This is a genomic window from Xanthobacter dioxanivorans, from assembly GCF_016807805.1.
GTDB lineage: Bacteria > Pseudomonadota > Alphaproteobacteria > Rhizobiales > Xanthobacteraceae > Xanthobacter > Xanthobacter dioxanivorans.
In genome coordinates, this window is the sequence record NZ_CP063362.1 from 91,040 (window position 1) to 107,698 (window position 16,659).

Genomic DNA, 16,659 nt, shown 5'->3' on the forward strand with positions numbered 1-16,659 from the left:
ACTCCACGATCGGCAAGACGGCGTCGCCTGACCCGCAAATGGCGCCCGTGCCGACGTGAGGGCGGACGTGGGAACGCGACCTTAGAGCGCACGCCCTTCGGCCAGGGACGGTGTTGAGAAGTTCGGGCGGAACATCTCCCGCATCTTCTCCAGATAATGGGGTTCGGATGTGGTCCAGCGTAGCTCCGCAAGCAGTCTGGTGTCGGGGCCCGCCGGATAGCGGATCTCCTCCCCTTCCGCCGTCGCAGCCGCGAACACGGCCTGCGCCACCTCCGCCTCGGTGCAATAGGCCGTCGGATAGCTGGCCATCTTCTGGAAACAGGACTGGGCGAAGGCCCCATAGCCCTCCGGGATCAGGCCTTGCATGCGGGCCCCGCCATTGGCCGTGAAGTTCGTCGTCGGCCCGTAGCCCGGCTCCACGAGGCGAGCCCTGATGCCGAACGGTTCCAGCTCATAGGACAATGATTCCGTGAAGCCCTCGACGGCGCATTTGCTGGCGGCGTAGATCGCTACCAGTGGCATGACGCCGATGGCCGTGCTCGACGTGATATTGACGATGACGCCGTGCCCCTGCCGGCGCATGTGCGGGATGATGGCGCGGCAGGTGGCGAACACGCCGAAGCTGTTGGTCTCGAAGATCTCGCGGATGATGCTGTCCGGCGTCGCCTCCACCACGGAGGCCATGCCGATCCCGGCATTGTTCACCAGCACGTCGATGGCGCCGAAGGCCGCCACGCCGTCGGCGATGGCGCGGGCGATGCTGTCGGCATCGGTGACGTCGAGCTGCAGCACCTTCAGCCGGTCCGAGGCCGGGAAGAGATCGGGGACCGGCCGCCGCATGGTGGCGAGGACGTTCCAGCCGAGATCCAGAAAGTGCTCCGCGATGGCCTTGCCATAGCCCGACGATGTGCCGGTGATGAGAATTGTCCTGGTCATGCCTGTCTCCATTTCCGATGTCAGGATAGACAGGCGGGCGATACGATATATAATCGATACGCTATCAAACATTATCGATCGTCCAAAATGGATCCCTTCAGCGACGTCATCGCCCTGCTCCGCCCGTGCGCCGCGCTCTCCAAGCCGATTACCGGACGTGGCGACTGGGGGGTACGCTATGCCGCCTATGGGCAGCCGGGCTTCGCCATCGTGCTCGCGGGGCGATGCTGGCTCGCCATCGGCCAGGAAGATCCGGTCCTGCTCGATCAAGGCGACTTCGTGCTCCTGCCCGCCACGCCGGCCTTTGCCCTGTTCAGCCGGCCGGGCGTCGCCTGCGTCCTTCGCGAACCCTCGGAGGTGGCGGTCCATCACGGCGAGCCGGAAGGCGAGCCGGATTTCCGGATGCTTGGCGGCAGCTTCAGGATCGACCCGGTCAATGCGCCGGTCCTGCTGGCGCTGCTGCCGGCGATGATCCATGTCCGGTCGAGCGACGCCGACACCGGTCGCCTCGGCCGCATCGTCGATCTCATCATGGACGAATGCGGAGCTGATCGGCCCGGCCGGGACATGATCCTGGAGCGGCTGCTGGAGGTGATGCTGGTGGAGTGCCTGCGCTGGCACGGCCTCACCGACGATACCCGGCCCGCCGGCCTGCTGGCGGGGATGCGAGACCCGGCCTTGGCCAAGGTTCTGCGCGCCATGCACGCCGACGTTCGGGTCGGATGGACCGTGGCCGATCTGGCGACCCTCGCCGGCATGTCGCGATCGGCCTTTGCCGCCCGATTTGGCGAGACCCTCGGCTGCGCCCCCATCGAGTATCTCGCGCGCTGGCGGATGGCCCTGGCGCAGGACGCGCTGAGCCGCGGCGGACAATCGCTCGAGCGCCTCGCGGAGGAGATCGGCTATGAATCTGCCAGCGCCTTCAGCACAGCGTTCCGGCGGCGCGTCGGCATGTCACCGGGCCTGTTTGCCCGCTCGCGCCAGCCTGCGCGATGCAACTAAGGTCGTTGATCACCTCCCCGCACAAAAGTGCGTCGAAGAGGCCCTCGAAGGAGGGCGCGGATAACAGCGGTGTGAGGCCGCACCCACGCTCCATGTTGGACGCGGGATTTTCCGCATTCACGCCTCGCTGCGGATCTGGCGGCGGACCTCGTCGGCCAGCGGATGCAGCATGCCGGGCGCCACCGCTCCGACGAGGCTGTAGCCGAGGCCATCGTCCGCCCAGGTGTAGCCGTTGATCCCATCCTGAACGTGCGGCGCCATCGGCATGTCGGGGCCGCTGGCCATCGGCCGCGCGAACATGACCAGCCTATTGCCCTTGTCGTCGTCATACATGAACAGCGCCGCTGGTCCGTGCTCGGTGGCGACGACACGCCCGCCCATGAGGCGGTAGCCGGAAGAGGCGAGGTCGGGAATGGCCACCGGCCGTCCGAGCCGGCGCGAGGTCCAGGCGACGAGTTGCGCCCGGTTCTCGGCACGGATCTCCACCGGCCGCGCCTGGTCGGGCGCAAACACTGCATAGCTCGCCGCCGCTTCCCGCCCAAGCGCCTGCAGTCCACCGGAGGAGGCAACGCCCATGCCGCGCAGCGACCACCCGCCCACAGCACCAACGCCCAGCAGCAGGACGGCGGCCGCAGCCATGGCCCAGCGGGGCGTGCCCGCGGGGCGCCGCCGGGCCTCGATCATGCGCGCAAGCGAGAGCTGCGGCGGCAGCGGCTCCTCCACCACCGGCGCGAAGGCGGCGCGCAGCAGGTCGCGCTCGGCGCGATGGGCGGCGACCTTCTCCGCCACCTCGGGGTGGGTCTCGAGATAGGCGACGACCTCGGCGCGGCGCTCGGCGTCGAGGGCCTCGTCCACATAGGCGTTGAGGTCGTCTTCGGCGATCGGGCGGGTGGTCATTTCACTCTCCGCAGGTGCGGGTGGGCACTTTCCGGCCTCGGCGTGTCGGAGATCTCCTTGTGCAGCCGCTCGCGCGCCCGCGACAAACGCGACATGACCGTGCCGATCGGCACGTCGAGCACCCGTGCCGCCTCGGCATAGGAGAGTTCCTCGACGCAGACCAGCAGAAGCACCGTGCGCTGCTCGTCCGGCAGTCGCGACAAGGCGGAAACGAGATCGCGGTAGCGCAGGCCGTCTTCCTGCGACGCCGGATTGGCGAGATCGCCCTCCCCCACGTCCTCGACCGCCACCGGGCGAGGCCGGCTGGATATCCGTCGCAGCCGCGTCATGGCGAGGTTGTGCAGGATGGCGAAGATCCAGGCCCGCGGCTCCCTGTCGGCGCGGCGCTGGTGCCAGCGGCCGATCGCCCGTTCCAGGCAGTCCTGCACCAGATCGTCGGCCGCCGCGCGATCCCGCAACAGCGCGCGCGCATAGCGCCGCAGCGCGGGAATGAGCGGTTCGATCAGACGCACCATCTCGGTCATCGCAGGCATCCCGTGGAGGACAGGGCCGAGGGCCGCCTTTCTGCCGCACGAATGCGGCGGGAAAGGCGGCCCTGCGCGTCAGTTGATCGTCTGGCGCTGCACCACGGCGCCGGGCTGGGCGGCCGTGCCCTCGGCGATGACCAGGTAGCGCCGCGCCGCCTTCGCGTCGCCCTGCACGATCTGGCGGATCGGGCCGGTGGCGTTGACGATGGCGGAGCCCGCCGGGTTGGTCATGAAGGCCGAGAGCGGCTCCAGCGCGCCCTTGCCGTCCGGCTGGCCGGCGAGCGCCAGCACGTAGGGCTTCTTCGGCTCCAGCCCGGTCACCGAGGCCTGCAGGATCTGGATCAGGCCCTGGTCGAACAGCGAGACGCTGGTCGGCGCCTTGCCTTCTCCCCTGCCGGCCCGGCCGAGGGTGAGGTGCGCCGTCTGTCCCGCCACGCCGAGCGTCTGGAGACCCGCCATGCCGTCGCCATCCGGCACCGCGCCGGGCACGTAGTTGACCGCCTGCGGTGCCTGGCCGATCGGGATGGTGGCGACCACCGTGTTGGTCAGGGTGTCGATGGCCGCGAGCGCGTCGGCATTCTCGAGCCCGACATAGACCCGCGATCCGTCGCCCGACGGCCAGATGCCGTGGGGAAGATTGCCGACCGGAATGGTCGCGACCTGCGTGAAGTCGTCGGTGCGGAACACCTTGATCTCGTTCAGCCCGCCGACCGTCACATAGGCAAAGGTGCCGTTGGCGTTGCGGGCGAAGTTGACGTGATTGGTGATCGCCCCGGTGTCGATGGTCCTGATGATGTCAAAGGGCGGCCGGGCGTTGAACACCTGCGTCTTGCCGATGTCCTTCAGCGTGAACCAGACCTGCTTGCCGTCCGGCGTCGCCGCGATGTTCGGGCAGAACGGGCTCTCCTGCTTCACCCGGGCCACGACCTGGTGGTCGACGACGCTGATGACCTCGGTCTCGGGAGTGAAGGACGAGCAGACATAGCCGTATGCGCCATCCGGCGAGAAGATCTGCATGCCGGGGCCGTTCGGCACCTTGATGCGGGTCTTCTCCTGGTAGCTCTGCGCGTCGAGCACGGCGATATAATCCTCGCCGCGCACCGTCACCCACACCTCCTTGCCGTCGGGCGTGAAGAACGCCTCGTGTGGCGAGCGGCCGACATAGGTGGTGTGTGTCACCTTGTTGGTGGCGGTGTCCACGAAGGTCACCGCGTTGGAGCCGATCGAGACCACGGCGATGGTCTTGCGGTCCGGCGAGAAGCCCATGCCGTGCACCAGCACCTGCCCCTTGTAGAGCGGGCTGAAATTGCCCGGCTGCGGATCGCCGAGGCGGATGACGCCGAGCAGCCGGTTGGTGGCGGGATCGGTGACGGAAACGGTATTGGAGAACTGCTCGGCAGCGTAGACGCGGTCGCGGCTGCTCAGCGGGATGTCGGGAGCCGAGGCGGCGAAGGGCGCCTGCCCGGCCAATGCGGGCAGCGCGCAGGCGAGCATGGCGCTCGCCAGCAGGCCGGTCAGGAAATGGGTCTTCATCGGTCGTCTCCTACTTCATCGACATCGGCATCGCCGGCGACGCGGCGCTGTGAGACATGCCGCCGTGAGACATGCCGCCGTGAGGCATGGCCCCCTGGGCGGACGGGGCGTGGACCGGGCCGGCGGCCTCCGCCCCGAGCTTGGTCGGCGCCGGCGCCGAGGGCGGCAAAGACTGGCCGAGGGCGAGGCGCATCGCAGCGATCTCCTGCTGCTGCTCGACCACGATCTCCTGCGCGAGACGCCGCAGCTGCTCGTTCCGGCCGTAGCGCAGATAGGCGACCGCCATGTCCACGGCGCCCTGGTGGTGCGGGATCATCATCGCGGCGAAATCGACATCGACATCGCCGGTCGGGGCGACGTCCATGTCCGCCATCATCTTGTCCATCGCCGCCGCGTTCTCGGCGAGGAACGGCGCTTCGTCGACGGGGCGGGCGGCTGCCGGGCCGGCCGGAGCGACATCTTGCGCCTGCGTGGCGGCGGTCCCCGCGGTGCACGCCGCGGCAAGGGCGATCAGGCCGATGGCGAGGGATGGAGCGCGAATGCGCATGACGGTTCTCCTGCGGCGCGACGGCGCCTTCAGGAGGGTGGACTCCGCCGGGCGGCATTTATTCCGAGGCGGCACGAATCTTTCCGGTGCGCCCGGAGCGGTCCGCAAAGGCGGTTCCTGGACGGGTGCGGAAAAAAGCGCGGGGCGAGGGAATAAAGCGGGGCGGCGGCGCGTCTGCCTCACGTCCCTTCCACGAGAGGAGCCGTCCATGATCCGCCTGTCCGCCTTCGCCGCCCCGTTGGTCCTCGCCGCCTTCTGCGCCACCGCGGCGGTCGCCGGCCCCGCCGAGGACCTTGCCAGGTTGCGCATCGATGCCGTCGCCGGCGGCGATCTCGCCGCCGTCACCAGCGCCTATGGACCCGGCGCGACCCTGCACTGGGTCGGCGGCCCGCTCGACGGCAGCTATGCCGCGCCCGACGCGATCAAGCAGGTGTGGTCGAAGTTCTTCACCGCCCAGGGCGCCCAGAAGGCAAGTGTCGCCACCCTCGCGGAAGCCGCCAATCCCAAGGGCGCGACGGTGACGGCGGACGTCGCCTTCGCCGGCAAGAGCACGGTCAAGGTGCGCTACGTGCTGGTCTATCGCGACGGCAAGCTCGTCGACGAGATCTGGCAGGTCAATCCCGCCGCGACCTATTGATTGGACAAAAAGGCGGACTGCTCCCATGCGAAGCCGCGAGGGGGCAGTCTTCCTGTGACGAGATCACCTGCGTGACCTCCCGTGGGGAGGCCCGGCCTCGACGATGGCGATCAATCGAAGAGGCCGCGCACCAGAGCCGCATACCACGCGTCGTTTTCGGCGCGGAGCCGGCCCCGCAGGTCGGCCGGCTCGCCGGACTGGGAGAGGAAGGTCTCGGTTTCGCGGATCCTGCCGTCCGCGACAGCGTAGCGGCTGCTTTCCTTCACCACGTCGTCCCTGGCGATCGCGCTCCAGCAGGTGTTGGCGTAACCGGGGGCATCGGCATGGGCGGACAGCAGCTCGCTGCGCAGGGCTGCGGCAACCACCATGGCCTGGTTGTTGGCGGCGAAGGCGGATTTCGGCATGTCACCGGCGTTCGCCGCGTCGCCGATGATGAGGATGGTGCGGTCGATGGTCGAGGCCAGGGTGTCTGGGACGACGGGGCACCACCCCGAGACATCCGCAAGCCCCGCCGCACGGGCCATGGCGCCCGCCCATTGCGCCGGGATGACGTTCACGAGATCCGCGCGCGCATAGGTCTCGAAGCCGGTGACCACGGTGCCGGTCTTCGGATCAACGGACTGGACACCCTCCGAGATATCCGGCGCCATCCATTCGATCATGCCCGGATAATGGGCCTCCCAACCCTCCTGGAAGAGGCCTTGCTTGGGGAATTTCGGCTTGGGATCGAGAATGATGATCTTCGCCCGCTCCCGTCCGGTGGATTTCAGCGCATGCGCCATCATGGACGCGCGCTCGTAAGGCGCCGGTGGGCAGCGCGAGGGGTTCGGCGGGGCGATGATCACGATGAGCCCGCCATCCGGCACCGCATCGAGCCGTGCCTTGAGGCGGCGGAACTGGCGCTCGCCCGTCCAGGCGTGCGGCATGGCGTCCTCGGCCTCGCGGCTCCAGCCCGGAACGGAATCGTATTTCAGGTCGATGCCGGGAGACAAAGCGAGGCGGTCATAGGCCAGGCGGCGGCCGTCGCCGAGCCGCACCTCTCGACGATCGCGATCGATGGCGGAGGCGGCGGCCGGCACCACCTCCACGCCGGCCTTCGCCAGCCCGGCATAGGAGAACAGCAGGCTGTCGGGATCACGCAGGCCGCCGAGCGCGAGGTTGGACTGGAAGCAGGCGAAGTAGCGAGCGTGCGGCTCCACCAGCGTCACCGCGATCCCGCCGGCGCTGTCCGTGACGACCGCGCGGGCGAGGGAGACACCGCCCGCGCCGCCACCGACGATCACCAGACGGGGCCTTGCCCGGGCGTGCACGTGGGGCGCCTGCAGGGCACCCGCGGCCAATACCGCGCCGCCCAGAAAGGCCCTGCGGGAGATCGCACCCGGGGGGGCCATGGGATCATCCCACCTTGAGATAGGCGAAGCCCTTGTTCTGCAGTTCGCCGACGGTGGCGACGCCGGACGGGACGAAGCTGATGTACGGCGCCTTGCGGGCCTTCTCCCTGTCGAGCTTGTTCCGCTCGAAGGTCAGGGAGCACAGATAGATCTTGAGCCCGTTCTTGCCGAGGGAATCGATCTTCTCCACCAGTTGCGGGTCCAGCGTCTCCTTTTCCCACAAGGTGCCGGAAAGGCTGTCCAGGAAGAATTTCACCCCGCCCGCATGAGCCACCAGCACCAGCTGGATGGCGAACGGGTCGGCACCGTAGGCGGCATAATGGTTCGAGATGTTGTTCAGGGTCTGGGCGAAGCGGTTGGGATCGCCATAGTCGCAGTGATAGAGGCAGGCATGGTCGGCCTCCTTGGCGATATCCTTCGTTTCAACGCTCTGCGCGGCATGCGCCGCCGCGGGAACCGCGCCGGCGAGGGCCATGGTGCCGAGGAAAGCCCGGCGGTCGAAATGGGGCATCGTCTCCCTCCCGTCATTCGGCGCTTGGCGCGCCTTGGTCGTCCATTTCGAGCACTCGTTCCGTGCAGGGTATGAACGAAAGCGTCATATCGTCATGTGGGGCGGCGGCGCACGACAATTGGGAACGTCCGGCGTGGCGTGTCCTCCAGCGGCCTCACTTCTTCGCACCGCTCGCGTCGAACTGGGCGAGGTAGGCGATGAGGTCGGCGCGTTCGGTGTCCTTCTTGATGCCGGCGAACGCCATCTTGCCCTTGGGTGCGAGCGCCTTCGGGTTTTCAAGATATGCCCCGAGGGTCGGGGCGTCCCAGATTTTTCCGGCAGCCCCGCCGTCCTTGATGTCCTGGGAATAGGAATAGCCCTCGAAATGGGCCCATTTCGCACCGACGATGCCGTTCAGCGGCGGCCCCACCTTCGATTTGGCATCCGGGCCGACCGCATGGCACGCCATGCACTTCTTGAAGATGGTCTCGCCCATGGCCGCATCCGGCTCCGCCATGGCCCGGGGACCTGCGGCGATGGTGATGAGGGCGGCAAGGAGGAAGATCTTTCGCACCCGCGGATCCTTTCGCTTGTCTGTCGTTGACGGAGTCGCGGATGCCGGCCGCGGTGAATATCACTCAAGGTTGCCCTTCGGCGGATCGGCGTCCGGCGTCACGTTGAGGATCTGGGCGCGGGCGGTCACATGCACCTCGCCGGAACAGTCCTTCATGCACGGGGCGGCCTTCCAGAACGATTTTTCCGTCGTCTCCCGGTCGTCGTCATAGAAGGTCGCCTCGTTGGGGAGGCTCACCTTCGGGAAATTCTCCTTCGAGAGCACGAAATCTTCCGGGACGAGGTCGTTGAGGTTCAGGAGATAGGCGACGATCGCATACGTCTCGTCCGGCGTGAGCGACTGGTTGTTGCCGAACGGCATGGCACGGTGGACGTAGTCGAACACGGTGGAAGCATAGGGCCAGAAGGAGCCGATGGTCTTCTCCGGCCGGTCGGACTTCAGCGTGCCGCGACCGCCCGCAAGCACCGGCCAGCGGCCGGCGCCCTCGCCGAATTCGCCGTGACAGACGGCGCAGCTCTGCAGGAAGAGCTCCTCGCCCTGCTTCACCGATCCCTTGCCCGCGGGAAGTCCTTCGCCATCGGCGCGCACGTCGATGTTCCAGGCCGCGATCTCCTCCGGCAGCGCGGGCCGGCCGAGGGCGATGGCCTTCGCCGGAGGGACGCCGGGTCGCACCACTGCCGGCACGTTGACGGCCTGCCGGGCCTTGTCCTTGTCCGGGGCCTTCTCGCCTTTGGCCTGCGCTCCCGCCTTCGTCGCCTCGCCCTTCGCAGAAGCGGGATCGGCGACGGCGGAGACGGAAGCCGCGGCGAAGGTGCCCGCGAGGGCGGCGGCGACGATCAGCGCCTCAGCCGACTTCCACATTTTCCGTCTCCCCGTTGGAGCGCACCAGCCACGTCTGGATGCCGTTGTTGTGATAGATGGAGTTGGTGCCGCGAATGGCCCGAAGCTCCTGCTTGGTCGGCTGCACGTAGCCGGTGTCGTCCATGGCGCGGGACTGCACCATCAGCTCCTCGCCGCCCCAGTCGAAGTCGAGGTAGAAGCGTGTCATGGACATGGGCGTGTTCGGCCCCTCGATGCGCGCCGTGGTCCAGTTGCGCCCGCCGTCCAGCGATACATCCACGCGCCTGATGGCGCCGCGCCCGGACCAGGCGATGCCGGTGAGCACGGTGGGGCCCTTCTGCTTCAGGGGCGCCTGCGGGCTGGGGCTGGTGACCACGGACTTCGCATCCATGATGAAGGTGAAGCGGCGGGAGCGCCCATCGGCGAGGAGGTCGGTGTATTTCGAGGTTTCCTCGCGCTGCTGCCACGGCTGGTCGCCCACCTTGATGCGGCGCAGCCATTTGACCCACATGTTGCCTTCCCAGCCGGGCACCACCAGCCGCACCGGATAGCCCTGCTCGGGCCGCAGCGCCTCGCCGTTCATGGCGAAGGCGACGAGGCAGTCGTCCAGCGCCTTCTCGATGGGGATCGAGCGGGTCATTACGGCCGCGTCCGCGCCTTCCGCCAGCACCCATTTGCCCTTGGGCTTCACGCCGGCCACGTCCAGGAAGGCGCGCAGCGGCACGCCGGTGTAATAGACGTTGTGAATCATGCCATGGGTGAACTGGCAGCCGTTGAGCTGCGCGCCGCGCCACTCCATGCCGGAATTCGCCGCGCATTCGAGGAAATAGGCGCGGTTGACCCGACCCGGCATGCGCTTGATGTCTTCGAGCGTGAAGACCAGTTCCCTGTCCACCAGGCCGTGGACCATGAAGCGATACTTGTCCGGGTCGATCTCCGCCTCGCCGCCGTGATGGCGCACGAAGCACAGGCCGTTGGGCGTGATGGTGCCGTCGAGCGCATAGAGCGGGGTGAAGCTCACCGAGCTCTCGGAACTGGCGGTGAGCCAGGTCACTTCCCGGCGCACCACGTCCTTCTCGAATTTCGAAGGCTTGCCATAGGGGTTGACGTTGACTCCGGCGCCCAGCGCCTTCGACCAGTTCGGCACGGGCACGATGTTGGGATCGGGCCCGGCGGCGGCCGGAGCCGCCAGGAGGGGACCGGTGGCCGCCGCCGCGACACCGGCCGAGACGACGGCGCCTTGCCCCGCCACGGAGAGGAAGCGGCGGCGCGAGAGGGCTGGTGCGGCACCGTTTCCGGCGGAGTGGCCGGTCCGGGGGACCGTGTTGTCGGGCATGGTGTCCTCCCTGATATTCTTTTATTCGCAAGTTTGAATATTTATGGCGAAAGCTGAACGGAACGGTGCGCGAAACGCTCCACCATCCCCCTCACGCCCCCGTCACCTTCACCGACGCGTTAGGGATGATCTTCACGGTCTTCGCGCCGGCCACATAGCGTTCCACCATCTCCCAGACGGGCGGCCCTTCCACGTTCTGGGCGATGGAGGCCCAGCCGGCGACCGTATAGGTCTTGTCCGCGTCCAGCGGCTTGCCGCTCTTCAGGAAGGTCAGGCCGGAGATGCGCTGGCCGACGCCCTTGGAGACGTCGATGGCGTAACCGACACCCCCCACGCGCACCATGTCGCCGCCGCCCTGGAAGTAGGGATCGGGATGGAAGATGTTGTCGGCCACATCCTCCAGCACATCCTTCAGTTGCCGGCCGGTCATGGCGTTGCGGTAGCAGGCGGGATAGGTGATGGCGGTGGCGTTGGAGATGGCCTCGAAGGTGATGGGATCGCCCGGAAGCAGCGTGCCGCCCCAGCGAAAGCCGGGGGAGAGGGCGATCTCGGCATCCCGCTCCTGCATGAGCGCGTCGCAGATCATGTCGTCGAAGGTGCCGTTAAAGTTCCCGCGCCGATAGAGCAGGCTCTCCGCCCGTCCCACCTCGCGGGCGAGGTCCCTGGCATAAGGTGCGCGGATGTCCGCCACCAGCTTCGCCATCTCCGGATCAGGCGCGATCACGTCCGAGAACACCGGGATCAGCTGGAACCTGTAGCCGGTGACCGACTTGTCCTTCACGTCCAGGTCGAGGCGCGACAGGAACTTGCCGTGGGAGCCGGTGGCGATCAGCAAGGTCTTGCCCACCTCGGTGGCGGCGGGCATGGCATCGTGGGTGTGGGCCGTGAGGATCACGTCGATGCCCTTCACCCGCGAGGCCATCTTGCGGTCCACGTCGAAGCCGTTGTGCGAGAGCACCACCACCACGTCGGCGCCGCCGGCGCGGGCGGCATCCACCTGCTTCTGCATCTCCTCCTCGCGGATGCCGAACTCCCAGTCGGGGATCATCCAGCGCGGGTTGGCGATGGGGGTGCGCGGGAAGGCCTGGCCGATCACCGCGATCTTGGCGCCGCCCTTCTCGAAGGTCTTCACCGCGTCGAACACCGGCTCGCCCCACTCGGTGGAGCGGACATTCTGGGCGAGGAAGGCGAAAGGGGCCTTTTCCTTGATCTCGGTGACCCGGTCGGCGCCGTAGGTGAATTCCCAATGCCCCACCATGGCGTCGAGCCCGAGGGCGGAGAACACCCGCACCATGTCCTCGCCCCGCGTCTTCAGGGACGACCAGGAGCCCTGCAGGCCGTCGCCACCGTCCAGCAGCAGCACCTTGTCCGCCCCCCGTTCGGCACGGATGGCCTTGATGAGGGTGGCGAGGCGGTCCGCCCCGCCCATGCGGCCATAGCTGCGGGCAAGCGCCGTGAAGTCTTCCGAGGTGAGCGCATAAGCGTCGCGCGTGCCCGGCTTGATGTTGAAGTAGGTAAGGAAGGCCGTGTCAGTCAAATGCGGGGGCACGCCCCGCGCGTCACCGACGCCCAGATTGATGGACGGTTCGCGGAAGTAGAGCGGATTGAGCTGGGCGTGGATGTCGGTGACGTGCAGGATCGTGCAGGTGCCGGGCCGGCCGAACTTCAGGAGGTCGTTCTGGGTCAATTGCCCCCCGACGGCCTGCGCCAGCCCCGCTCCCGAGGTCGCGAGGAGGCCGGCGAGGGCCGTCCCGGCGGACAGAAAATCGCGCCTTGAGATCATGGTGATCGCGCTTTCCAAAAGTCATGGAGGTGCCGTTTGCCGGATCAACGCGTGATCCGGCAACACAGCGCACCAGAAGGCCGGATGAGTGGCGAGCGATTTGCTTCGACGTCAGGCCATAGTGAGCTTGGCGATGGCCTTCTGCTCGCCGCCTGTGTCGTCCTTCCAGGAGAAGGTGAACTCGCCGCTCTCCTTGGCCTTGTAGAAGAAGGACTGGAAGGGATTGGCGGAGATGGACGGAAACCATTCGGCCTTGAAGAAGGGTTTGCCGTTGAACGAGGCCTCGAAGGTATTGATGATGTCGCGCGGCACCGTCTTGCCGGCGGCATCCTTGCGCTGGCCGCTTTCCATCTCGTGGGAAATCAGGGTCTTGATCTCGATGATCTCGCCGGCTTTCGCCTGGGCGGGGACGCGCACGCGAGGTGCGGACTTGATGGCCATTTGTGTCCTCCAACACTTTCGGTGGGGCGATTTTCGCCCGCGCTTATTGTGATTCGGCTTGGCGTCCGGCTCAGCCGCCGCAGCCGCCGATGGTGACCTTCACCTGCGACTTGGCGGAGAAGAGCGCGCCGGAGGACATCTCGGCCACCGCGATCACGTTCTGCGTCTGCGCCAGCCGCATCCGGGTCGATGCCGACGCTTTCCCGCTCTCCGGCGTGAAATGGTAGGTGACCACCTGGGGAAGCGGATTGCCGTCGGCGAAGACATGAACAGACTTGACGAAATCGGCGTCCGTCATGGGGCTGTCCACGTCGATGTTGATGGGCACCACGAGGCCGTTCTCGGCGATCTCGGGCACGTCGAGCTTGACCTTGCCTTCGCCCATCGCCTTGCCGCCGAAGAGCTTCTTCATCTCCTCCGCCACCTGGGCTTCGGTCGCGAGGCTCATGCGCGGGGCGAGCACCGCGGCAAAGGCGGCGAATCCTGCCAGTTGCAGCGCCTGTCGGCGCGAAGGCACAAGGGTGGCGTCCATGTGAAGAGTCATCCGTTTCCTCCTGGGGCCGGCTGCGATGCCGGCTCATAAGCCATTATTTTTGCTTGATGATGTGGACAGCGCGCGCTGCGCCGTCCTCGATCAATTTCACATATTGTGATATCGATTTTTTTGAATGTAAAGTAGCTCCCATCCGATGATCGCTCTCGTCTATCGAGGGCGGGTTCCACGATCGGACGCCGTGTTCCTTGAAGGGCTTCAGCCAGAAAGCCCAACCGCACGGCCCGCCACGTCCGGGAGGATATATGCGACCCAAAGCCACATTACTCACATGTCTGTGCGCCTTCGCCCTGGCGCTCGTCCCCCTCCTGACCCTCAGGGCGCAGGAGGATGCGAGCGAGAAGGAGATCGAGCGCTACCGCGCCATGATCAACGATCCCATGGCGAATCCCGGCTATCTCGCGGTGGACCGCGGCGAAGCGCTGTGGTCCGAGCCGCGGGGCACGAAGAACGTCTCCCTGGAGACCTGTGACCTCGGCCGGGGGCCGGGCAAGCTGGAGGGCGCCTACGCCGCCCTGCCGCGCTACTTCGCCGACGCCGACAAGGTGATGGACCTGGAACAGCGCCTTCTGTGGTGCATGGACAAGATCCAGGGCCTCGACATCAAGCCCATCGTGGCCAAGCCCTTTTCCGGCCCCGGCCGGGGCTCGGACATGGAGGACCTCGTCGCCTTCATCGCCAACAAGTCGAATGGCATGAACATCGCGGTCCCACTCTCCCATCCCAAGGAGAAGGAGGCCTATGCCATCGGCGAGGCGCTGTTCTACCGGCGCTCCTCCATCAACGACTTCTCCTGCTCCACCTGCCATGGCGACCTGGGCAAGCGCATCCGGCTGCAGGGGCTGCCCCAGCTCGATAAGCCCGGAAAGGACGCGCAGCTGACCATGGCGTCCTGGCCCACCTACCGCGTTTCCCAGAGCGCGCTCAGGACCATGCAACACCGCATGTGGGACTGCTATCGCCAGATGCGCATGCCGGCGCCGGACTACGCCTCGGAGGTCGTCACCGCCCTCACCGTGTTCCTGAACGCGCAGGCGGCGGGCGGCGAACTCAACGTTCCGTCCATCAAGCGCTGACGGGGAGAAGACACATGCAGAGAATCCTTTTCGCGGCGGCGCTCCTCGCCGGCCCGGTGGCGCTCTCGCCCGCCCTCGCCCAGCAGATCCCGGCGGCCCCGCCGTCGGTGGTGGACAGGGTGGTGAAGGAGAGCTTCACCAAGCTGCCGGAAGGCTGGGCGGCGCGCCTTGTGCCGGACGAGACCATGCAGATCTGCTCGGTCACGCGGAACCAGCCATCGGCCAGGGAGGCGGAAGCCATCATGGCCCGAGAGGCAAGGACGGTGAAGGTGCCGGAAGGCAGCGTCATCGGCAATTGGAAGGAGGGCGAGAAGATCGCCCAGAACGGCCGCGGCGGCCAGTTCTCCGACCCACCCGGCACGGTCAGCGGCGGCAATTGCTATGCCTGCCACCAGATGGACCCGCGGGAGGTGAGCTACGGCACGCTCGGGCCGAGCCTCGTCAATTACGGCGCGGACCGCAAGTTCGCCGCCGAGGACGCCAAAGCCGCCTACGCCAAGGTGTACAACGCCCAGGCCGTGTTCGCCTGCTCCTCCATGCCGCGCTTCGGGCACAATGGCGTGCTCGGAAGCGAGCAGATCAAGGACGTGGTGGCCTACCTGTTCGATCCGGCGTCGCCGGTCAACAAGCCGCTCAAGTAGGCCGTCCCGGCACGCGACGGCCCCGGTCCGCCGGGGCCGTTTTCGTTTGCCCGGGGGTCAGCTCTTGCGGCCTGCGCGGGCGAGCCAGGCGTCGAAGCTCTCGCGCGCGTAGGCCCCCGCCGCCACATAGGTGAACATGGCCGAGAATTCCGCCTGCGGCAGCAGTCCCGGCATGCGCGCCACCTCCCGCGCCGTGCCGTCGCGCAGCGCGAAGAACTGGAAGGTCGGGGTCGCGCGGATGCGCTCGCGCTGGCCGAGCGCCTTCTCCGCCAGCCTGGTCCCGTCGAAGGCGGTCACCTCGCGCGCGCCGAACAGGTCGAGATGCACGATGTCGAACGCCGCCTTGATCGGGCCTTCAATGGCCGGATCCGCGAAATAGCCGGTGTGCAGCGTCTTGCAATAGATGCAGCCGCGCTGGCTCCACTGCAGGGCGAAGTGACGGCCCTGCGCGGTGGCGGCGGCGAGGTCCTCGGCAAGATCGAGGAAGCTGTCCACGTACCAGTCCTGGGTATAGAGCCCGTCTTCGCCGAGATGGGGGGCGGCCGCGGCGGTGTCCGGGCCGAGCATCGCCCCGGCAAGGCCAGCTGCGCCGCCCAGAAGGCCCCGGCGGGTGAGCGAGGAAGCGTCCGACATGTGGGTCCTCCGGGTGGTCGTCAGCCGATGGTGCCGAGCGCCGGCACGCTCTCCAGCAGCCATTGGGCGAGTTGCGGCATGAAGCCGGTGATGAAGGCAAGGCCGGTGAGGATGAGGAGGCCGCCGGCCACCTTCTCCACCAGCCCCAGCCGCCGCCGTGCCGCCCCCGCCCAGGCGAGGAACGGCCCGGTGAAGGCGGCCGCGAGGAGGAAGGGAAGGCCGATGCCCGCCGCATAGACCGCGAGCAGCAGCATGCCCCTGCCCACGGACCCCTCGGCCCCCGCCACCATCAGGATGGCGGCGAGCACCGGCCCGACGCAGGGCGACCAGCCGAAGCCGAAGGCAAGGCCGATGAGATAGGGACCGAGAATGCCGGCCGGCGTCGCCGCGGCATCGAACCGCGCCTGGCGGTAGAGCAGCGGGATGCGCAGGATCCCGGTCATGTGCAGGCCGAAGACAATCAAGGCCGCGCCGGAAACGAGGGTCAGGATCTCCACGTGGCGCATCAGCGCCTGGCCGAGGGTGGAGGCGGTGGCGCCGAGCAGGATGAACACCGAGGCGAAACCCAGCACGAACAAGCCAGCCGCCAGGATCACGCGGCGGCGGCCCCTGCCCCGCCGCGCATCCTCCTGCGCTCCTGCCGCGCCGGTGAGAAAGCCGAGATAGGCCGGCACCAGCGGCAGCACGCAGGGCGAGGCGAAGGACAGAAGCCCGGCCAGGAAGGCGCCGGGCAGGCTGACATCCAGCGACATGATCCTCCCTCCCGCGCACATTGCCGGCGCGGATTTATGTTGCTCATGATATATGCGAATGCGATAATAT

19 protein-coding genes are annotated in these 16,659 nt (G+C 67.4%); 4 read left to right on the forward strand and 15 right to left on the reverse strand.

The genetic code is table 11. The features are described 5' to 3' along the window. Nucleotides 1-81: 81 nt before the first annotated feature. Complete coding sequence (locus EZH22_RS00455; RefSeq protein ID WP_203193876.1) at nt 82-936, reverse strand: SDR family oxidoreductase; 855 nt, start codon at nt 934-936, stop codon at nt 82-84. Between the two features lie 87 nt (nt 937-1,023). On the opposite strand from EZH22_RS00455, the gene EZH22_RS00460 reads away from it, so the two are divergent. After that, a complete protein-coding gene (locus EZH22_RS00460; protein WP_203193877.1) occupies nt 1,024-1,938 on the forward strand; it encodes an AraC family transcriptional regulator in 915 nt (304 codons plus the stop codon). A gap of 117 nt (nt 1,939-2,055) precedes the next feature. Here the strand turns inward: EZH22_RS00460 and EZH22_RS00465 are convergent, their stop codons facing one another. From EZH22_RS00465 to EZH22_RS00480, 4 genes are all read right to left on the reverse strand, one after another. Beyond that, nucleotides 2,056-2,835 carry an anti-sigma factor family protein gene (locus tag EZH22_RS00465; protein ID WP_203193878.1) on the reverse strand — a complete coding sequence of 260 codons (780 nt, stop codon included), beginning with the start codon at nt 2,833-2,835 and terminating at the stop codon, nt 2,056-2,058. After that, complete coding sequence (locus EZH22_RS00470; protein ID WP_203193879.1) at nt 2,832-3,359, reverse strand: sigma-70 family RNA polymerase sigma factor; 528 nt, start codon at nt 3,357-3,359, stop codon at nt 2,832-2,834. Before EZH22_RS00470 ends, EZH22_RS00465 begins: the two co-directional genes overlap by 4 nt. Before the next feature lie 78 nt (nt 3,360-3,437). Continuing rightward, nucleotides 3,438-4,895: a YncE family protein gene (locus tag EZH22_RS00475; protein ID WP_203193880.1), complete on the reverse strand. Its 1,458-nt coding sequence runs from the start codon at nt 4,893-4,895 to the stop codon at nt 3,438-3,440. A gap of 10 nt (nt 4,896-4,905) precedes the next feature. Next, on the reverse strand, nt 4,906-5,442 hold the full coding sequence (locus EZH22_RS00480) for a DUF305 domain-containing protein (RefSeq protein WP_203193881.1): 537 nt from the start codon (nt 5,440-5,442) through the stop codon (nt 4,906-4,908). A 208-nt stretch (nt 5,443-5,650) separates the two neighbouring features. Here EZH22_RS00480 and EZH22_RS00485 point away from each other — a divergent pair, with 208 nt between their 5' ends. Beyond that, nucleotides 5,651-6,079: a nuclear transport factor 2 family protein gene (locus EZH22_RS00485; RefSeq protein ID WP_203193882.1), complete on the forward strand. Its 429-nt coding sequence runs from the start codon at nt 5,651-5,653 to the stop codon at nt 6,077-6,079. 110 nt (nt 6,080-6,189) lie between these two features. Here EZH22_RS00485 and EZH22_RS00490 read toward each other — a convergent pair whose 3' ends face one another. From EZH22_RS00490 to soxY, 8 genes are all read right to left on the reverse strand, one after another. After that, entirely contained in the window at nt 6,190-7,470 is a 1,281-nt protein-coding gene (locus EZH22_RS00490; protein WP_203193883.1) for an FCSD flavin-binding domain-containing protein, read from the reverse strand. Nucleotides 7,471-7,474: 4 nt separating this feature from the next. Next, on the reverse strand, nt 7,475-7,981 hold the full coding sequence (locus EZH22_RS00495) for a DsrE family protein (RefSeq protein WP_203193884.1): 507 nt from the start codon (nt 7,979-7,981) through the stop codon (nt 7,475-7,477). Between the two features lie 154 nt (nt 7,982-8,135). Beyond that, nucleotides 8,136-8,477, reverse strand: coding sequence for a c-type cytochrome (locus EZH22_RS00500; RefSeq protein WP_203196309.1), 342 nt, complete (start codon nt 8,475-8,477; stop codon nt 8,136-8,138). A 117-nt stretch (nt 8,478-8,594) separates the two neighbouring features. Next, nucleotides 8,595-9,395, reverse strand: a complete 801-nt coding sequence (locus EZH22_RS00505; RefSeq protein ID WP_231711239.1) for a c-type cytochrome — start codon at nt 9,393-9,395, stop codon at nt 8,595-8,597. Beyond that, nucleotides 9,379-10,710, reverse strand: a complete 1,332-nt coding sequence (gene soxC / locus EZH22_RS00510; RefSeq protein ID WP_203193885.1) for a sulfite dehydrogenase — start codon at nt 10,708-10,710, stop codon at nt 9,379-9,381. The genes EZH22_RS00505 and soxC overlap by 17 nt, the downstream gene beginning before the upstream one ends. Before the next feature lie 91 nt (nt 10,711-10,801). Continuing rightward, nucleotides 10,802-12,493, reverse strand: coding sequence for a thiosulfohydrolase SoxB (soxB, locus tag EZH22_RS00515; RefSeq protein ID WP_203193886.1), 1,692 nt, complete (start codon nt 12,491-12,493; stop codon nt 10,802-10,804). A 111-nt stretch (nt 12,494-12,604) separates the two neighbouring features. Next, nucleotides 12,605-12,934, reverse strand: a complete 330-nt coding sequence (gene soxZ / locus EZH22_RS00520; protein WP_203193887.1) for a thiosulfate oxidation carrier complex protein SoxZ — start codon at nt 12,932-12,934, stop codon at nt 12,605-12,607. A gap of 70 nt (nt 12,935-13,004) precedes the next feature. Continuing rightward, the gene (soxY, locus tag EZH22_RS00525; protein ID WP_203193888.1) at nt 13,005-13,478 is read right to left on the reverse strand and encodes a thiosulfate oxidation carrier protein SoxY; all 474 of its coding nucleotides are present in this window, start codon (nt 13,476-13,478) and stop codon (nt 13,005-13,007) included. Between the two features lie 254 nt (nt 13,479-13,732). Here soxY and soxA point away from each other — a divergent pair, with 254 nt between their 5' ends. Both soxA and soxX read left to right on the forward strand, forming a co-directional pair. Next, nucleotides 13,733-14,563 carry a sulfur oxidation c-type cytochrome SoxA gene (gene soxA / locus EZH22_RS00530; RefSeq protein ID WP_203193889.1) on the forward strand — a complete coding sequence of 277 codons (831 nt, stop codon included), beginning with the start codon at nt 13,733-13,735 and terminating at the stop codon, nt 14,561-14,563. Nucleotides 14,564-14,577: 14 nt separating this feature from the next. Beyond that, nucleotides 14,578-15,204 (forward strand): sulfur oxidation c-type cytochrome SoxX, encoded by a 627-nt coding sequence (gene soxX, locus EZH22_RS00535; protein ID WP_203193890.1) that lies wholly within the window; start codon nt 14,578-14,580, stop codon nt 15,202-15,204. A gap of 57 nt (nt 15,205-15,261) precedes the next feature. Here soxX and EZH22_RS00540 read toward each other — a convergent pair whose 3' ends face one another. Together EZH22_RS00540 and EZH22_RS00545 are read right to left on the reverse strand one after the other, a co-directional pair. Beyond that, a complete protein-coding gene (locus EZH22_RS00540; RefSeq protein ID WP_203193891.1) occupies nt 15,262-15,837 on the reverse strand; it encodes a thioredoxin family protein in 576 nt (191 codons plus the stop codon). Between the two features lie 20 nt (nt 15,838-15,857). Continuing rightward, a complete protein-coding gene (locus tag EZH22_RS00545; RefSeq protein WP_203193892.1) occupies nt 15,858-16,589 on the reverse strand; it encodes a cytochrome c biogenesis CcdA family protein in 732 nt (243 codons plus the stop codon). Nucleotides 16,590-16,659 lie beyond the last annotated feature (70 nt).

What these genes read in the sequence shown, in the direction of transcription:
- EZH22_RS00470 (WP_203193879.1), bottom strand. Translation starts at nt 3,359, where the DNA reads ATGACCGAGATGGTGCGTCTGATCGAACCGCTCATTCCCGCGCTGCGG.
- soxA (WP_203193889.1), top strand. Translation starts at nt 13,733, where the DNA reads ATGCGACCCAAAGCCACATTACTCACATGTCTGTGCGCCTTCGCCCTG.
- EZH22_RS00495 (WP_203193884.1), bottom strand. Translation starts at nt 7,981, where the DNA reads ATGCCCCATTTCGACCGCCGGGCTTTCCTCGGCACCATGGCCCTCGCC.
- EZH22_RS00545 (WP_203193892.1), bottom strand. Translation starts at nt 16,589, where the DNA reads ATGTCGCTGGATGTCAGCCTGCCCGGCGCCTTCCTGGCCGGGCTTCTG.
- EZH22_RS00500 (WP_203196309.1), bottom strand. Translation starts at nt 8,477, where the DNA reads ATGGCGGAGCCGGATGCGGCCATGGGCGAGACCATCTTCAAGAAGTGC.
- soxB (WP_203193886.1), bottom strand. Translation starts at nt 12,493, where the DNA reads ATGATCTCAAGGCGCGATTTTCTGTCCGCCGGGACGGCCCTCGCCGGC.
- EZH22_RS00480 (WP_203193881.1), bottom strand. Translation starts at nt 5,442, where the DNA reads ATGCGCATTCGCGCTCCATCCCTCGCCATCGGCCTGATCGCCCTTGCC.
- soxX (WP_203193890.1), top strand. Translation starts at nt 14,578, where the DNA reads ATGCAGAGAATCCTTTTCGCGGCGGCGCTCCTCGCCGGCCCGGTGGCG.
- EZH22_RS00475 (WP_203193880.1), bottom strand. Translation starts at nt 4,895, where the DNA reads ATGAAGACCCATTTCCTGACCGGCCTGCTGGCGAGCGCCATGCTCGCC.
- EZH22_RS00460 (WP_203193877.1), top strand. Translation starts at nt 1,024, where the DNA reads ATGGATCCCTTCAGCGACGTCATCGCCCTGCTCCGCCCGTGCGCCGCG.
- EZH22_RS00490 (WP_203193883.1), bottom strand. Translation starts at nt 7,470, where the DNA reads ATGGCCCCCCCGGGTGCGATCTCCCGCAGGGCCTTTCTGGGCGGCGCG.
- soxZ (WP_203193887.1), bottom strand. Translation starts at nt 12,934, where the DNA reads ATGGCCATCAAGTCCGCACCTCGCGTGCGCGTCCCCGCCCAGGCGAAA.
- EZH22_RS00485 (WP_203193882.1), top strand. Translation starts at nt 5,651, where the DNA reads ATGATCCGCCTGTCCGCCTTCGCCGCCCCGTTGGTCCTCGCCGCCTTC.
- soxY (WP_203193888.1), bottom strand. Translation starts at nt 13,478, where the DNA reads ATGACTCTTCACATGGACGCCACCCTTGTGCCTTCGCGCCGACAGGCG.
- soxC (WP_203193885.1), bottom strand. Translation starts at nt 10,710, where the DNA reads ATGCCCGACAACACGGTCCCCCGGACCGGCCACTCCGCCGGAAACGGT.
- EZH22_RS00505 (WP_231711239.1), bottom strand. Translation starts at nt 9,395, where the DNA reads ATGTGGAAGTCGGCTGAGGCGCTGATCGTCGCCGCCGCCCTCGCGGGC.
- EZH22_RS00455 (WP_203193876.1), bottom strand. Translation starts at nt 936, where the DNA reads ATGACCAGGACAATTCTCATCACCGGCACATCGTCGGGCTATGGCAAG.
- EZH22_RS00540 (WP_203193891.1), bottom strand. Translation starts at nt 15,837, where the DNA reads ATGTCGGACGCTTCCTCGCTCACCCGCCGGGGCCTTCTGGGCGGCGCA.
- EZH22_RS00465 (WP_203193878.1), bottom strand. Translation starts at nt 2,835, where the DNA reads ATGACCACCCGCCCGATCGCCGAAGACGACCTCAACGCCTATGTGGAC.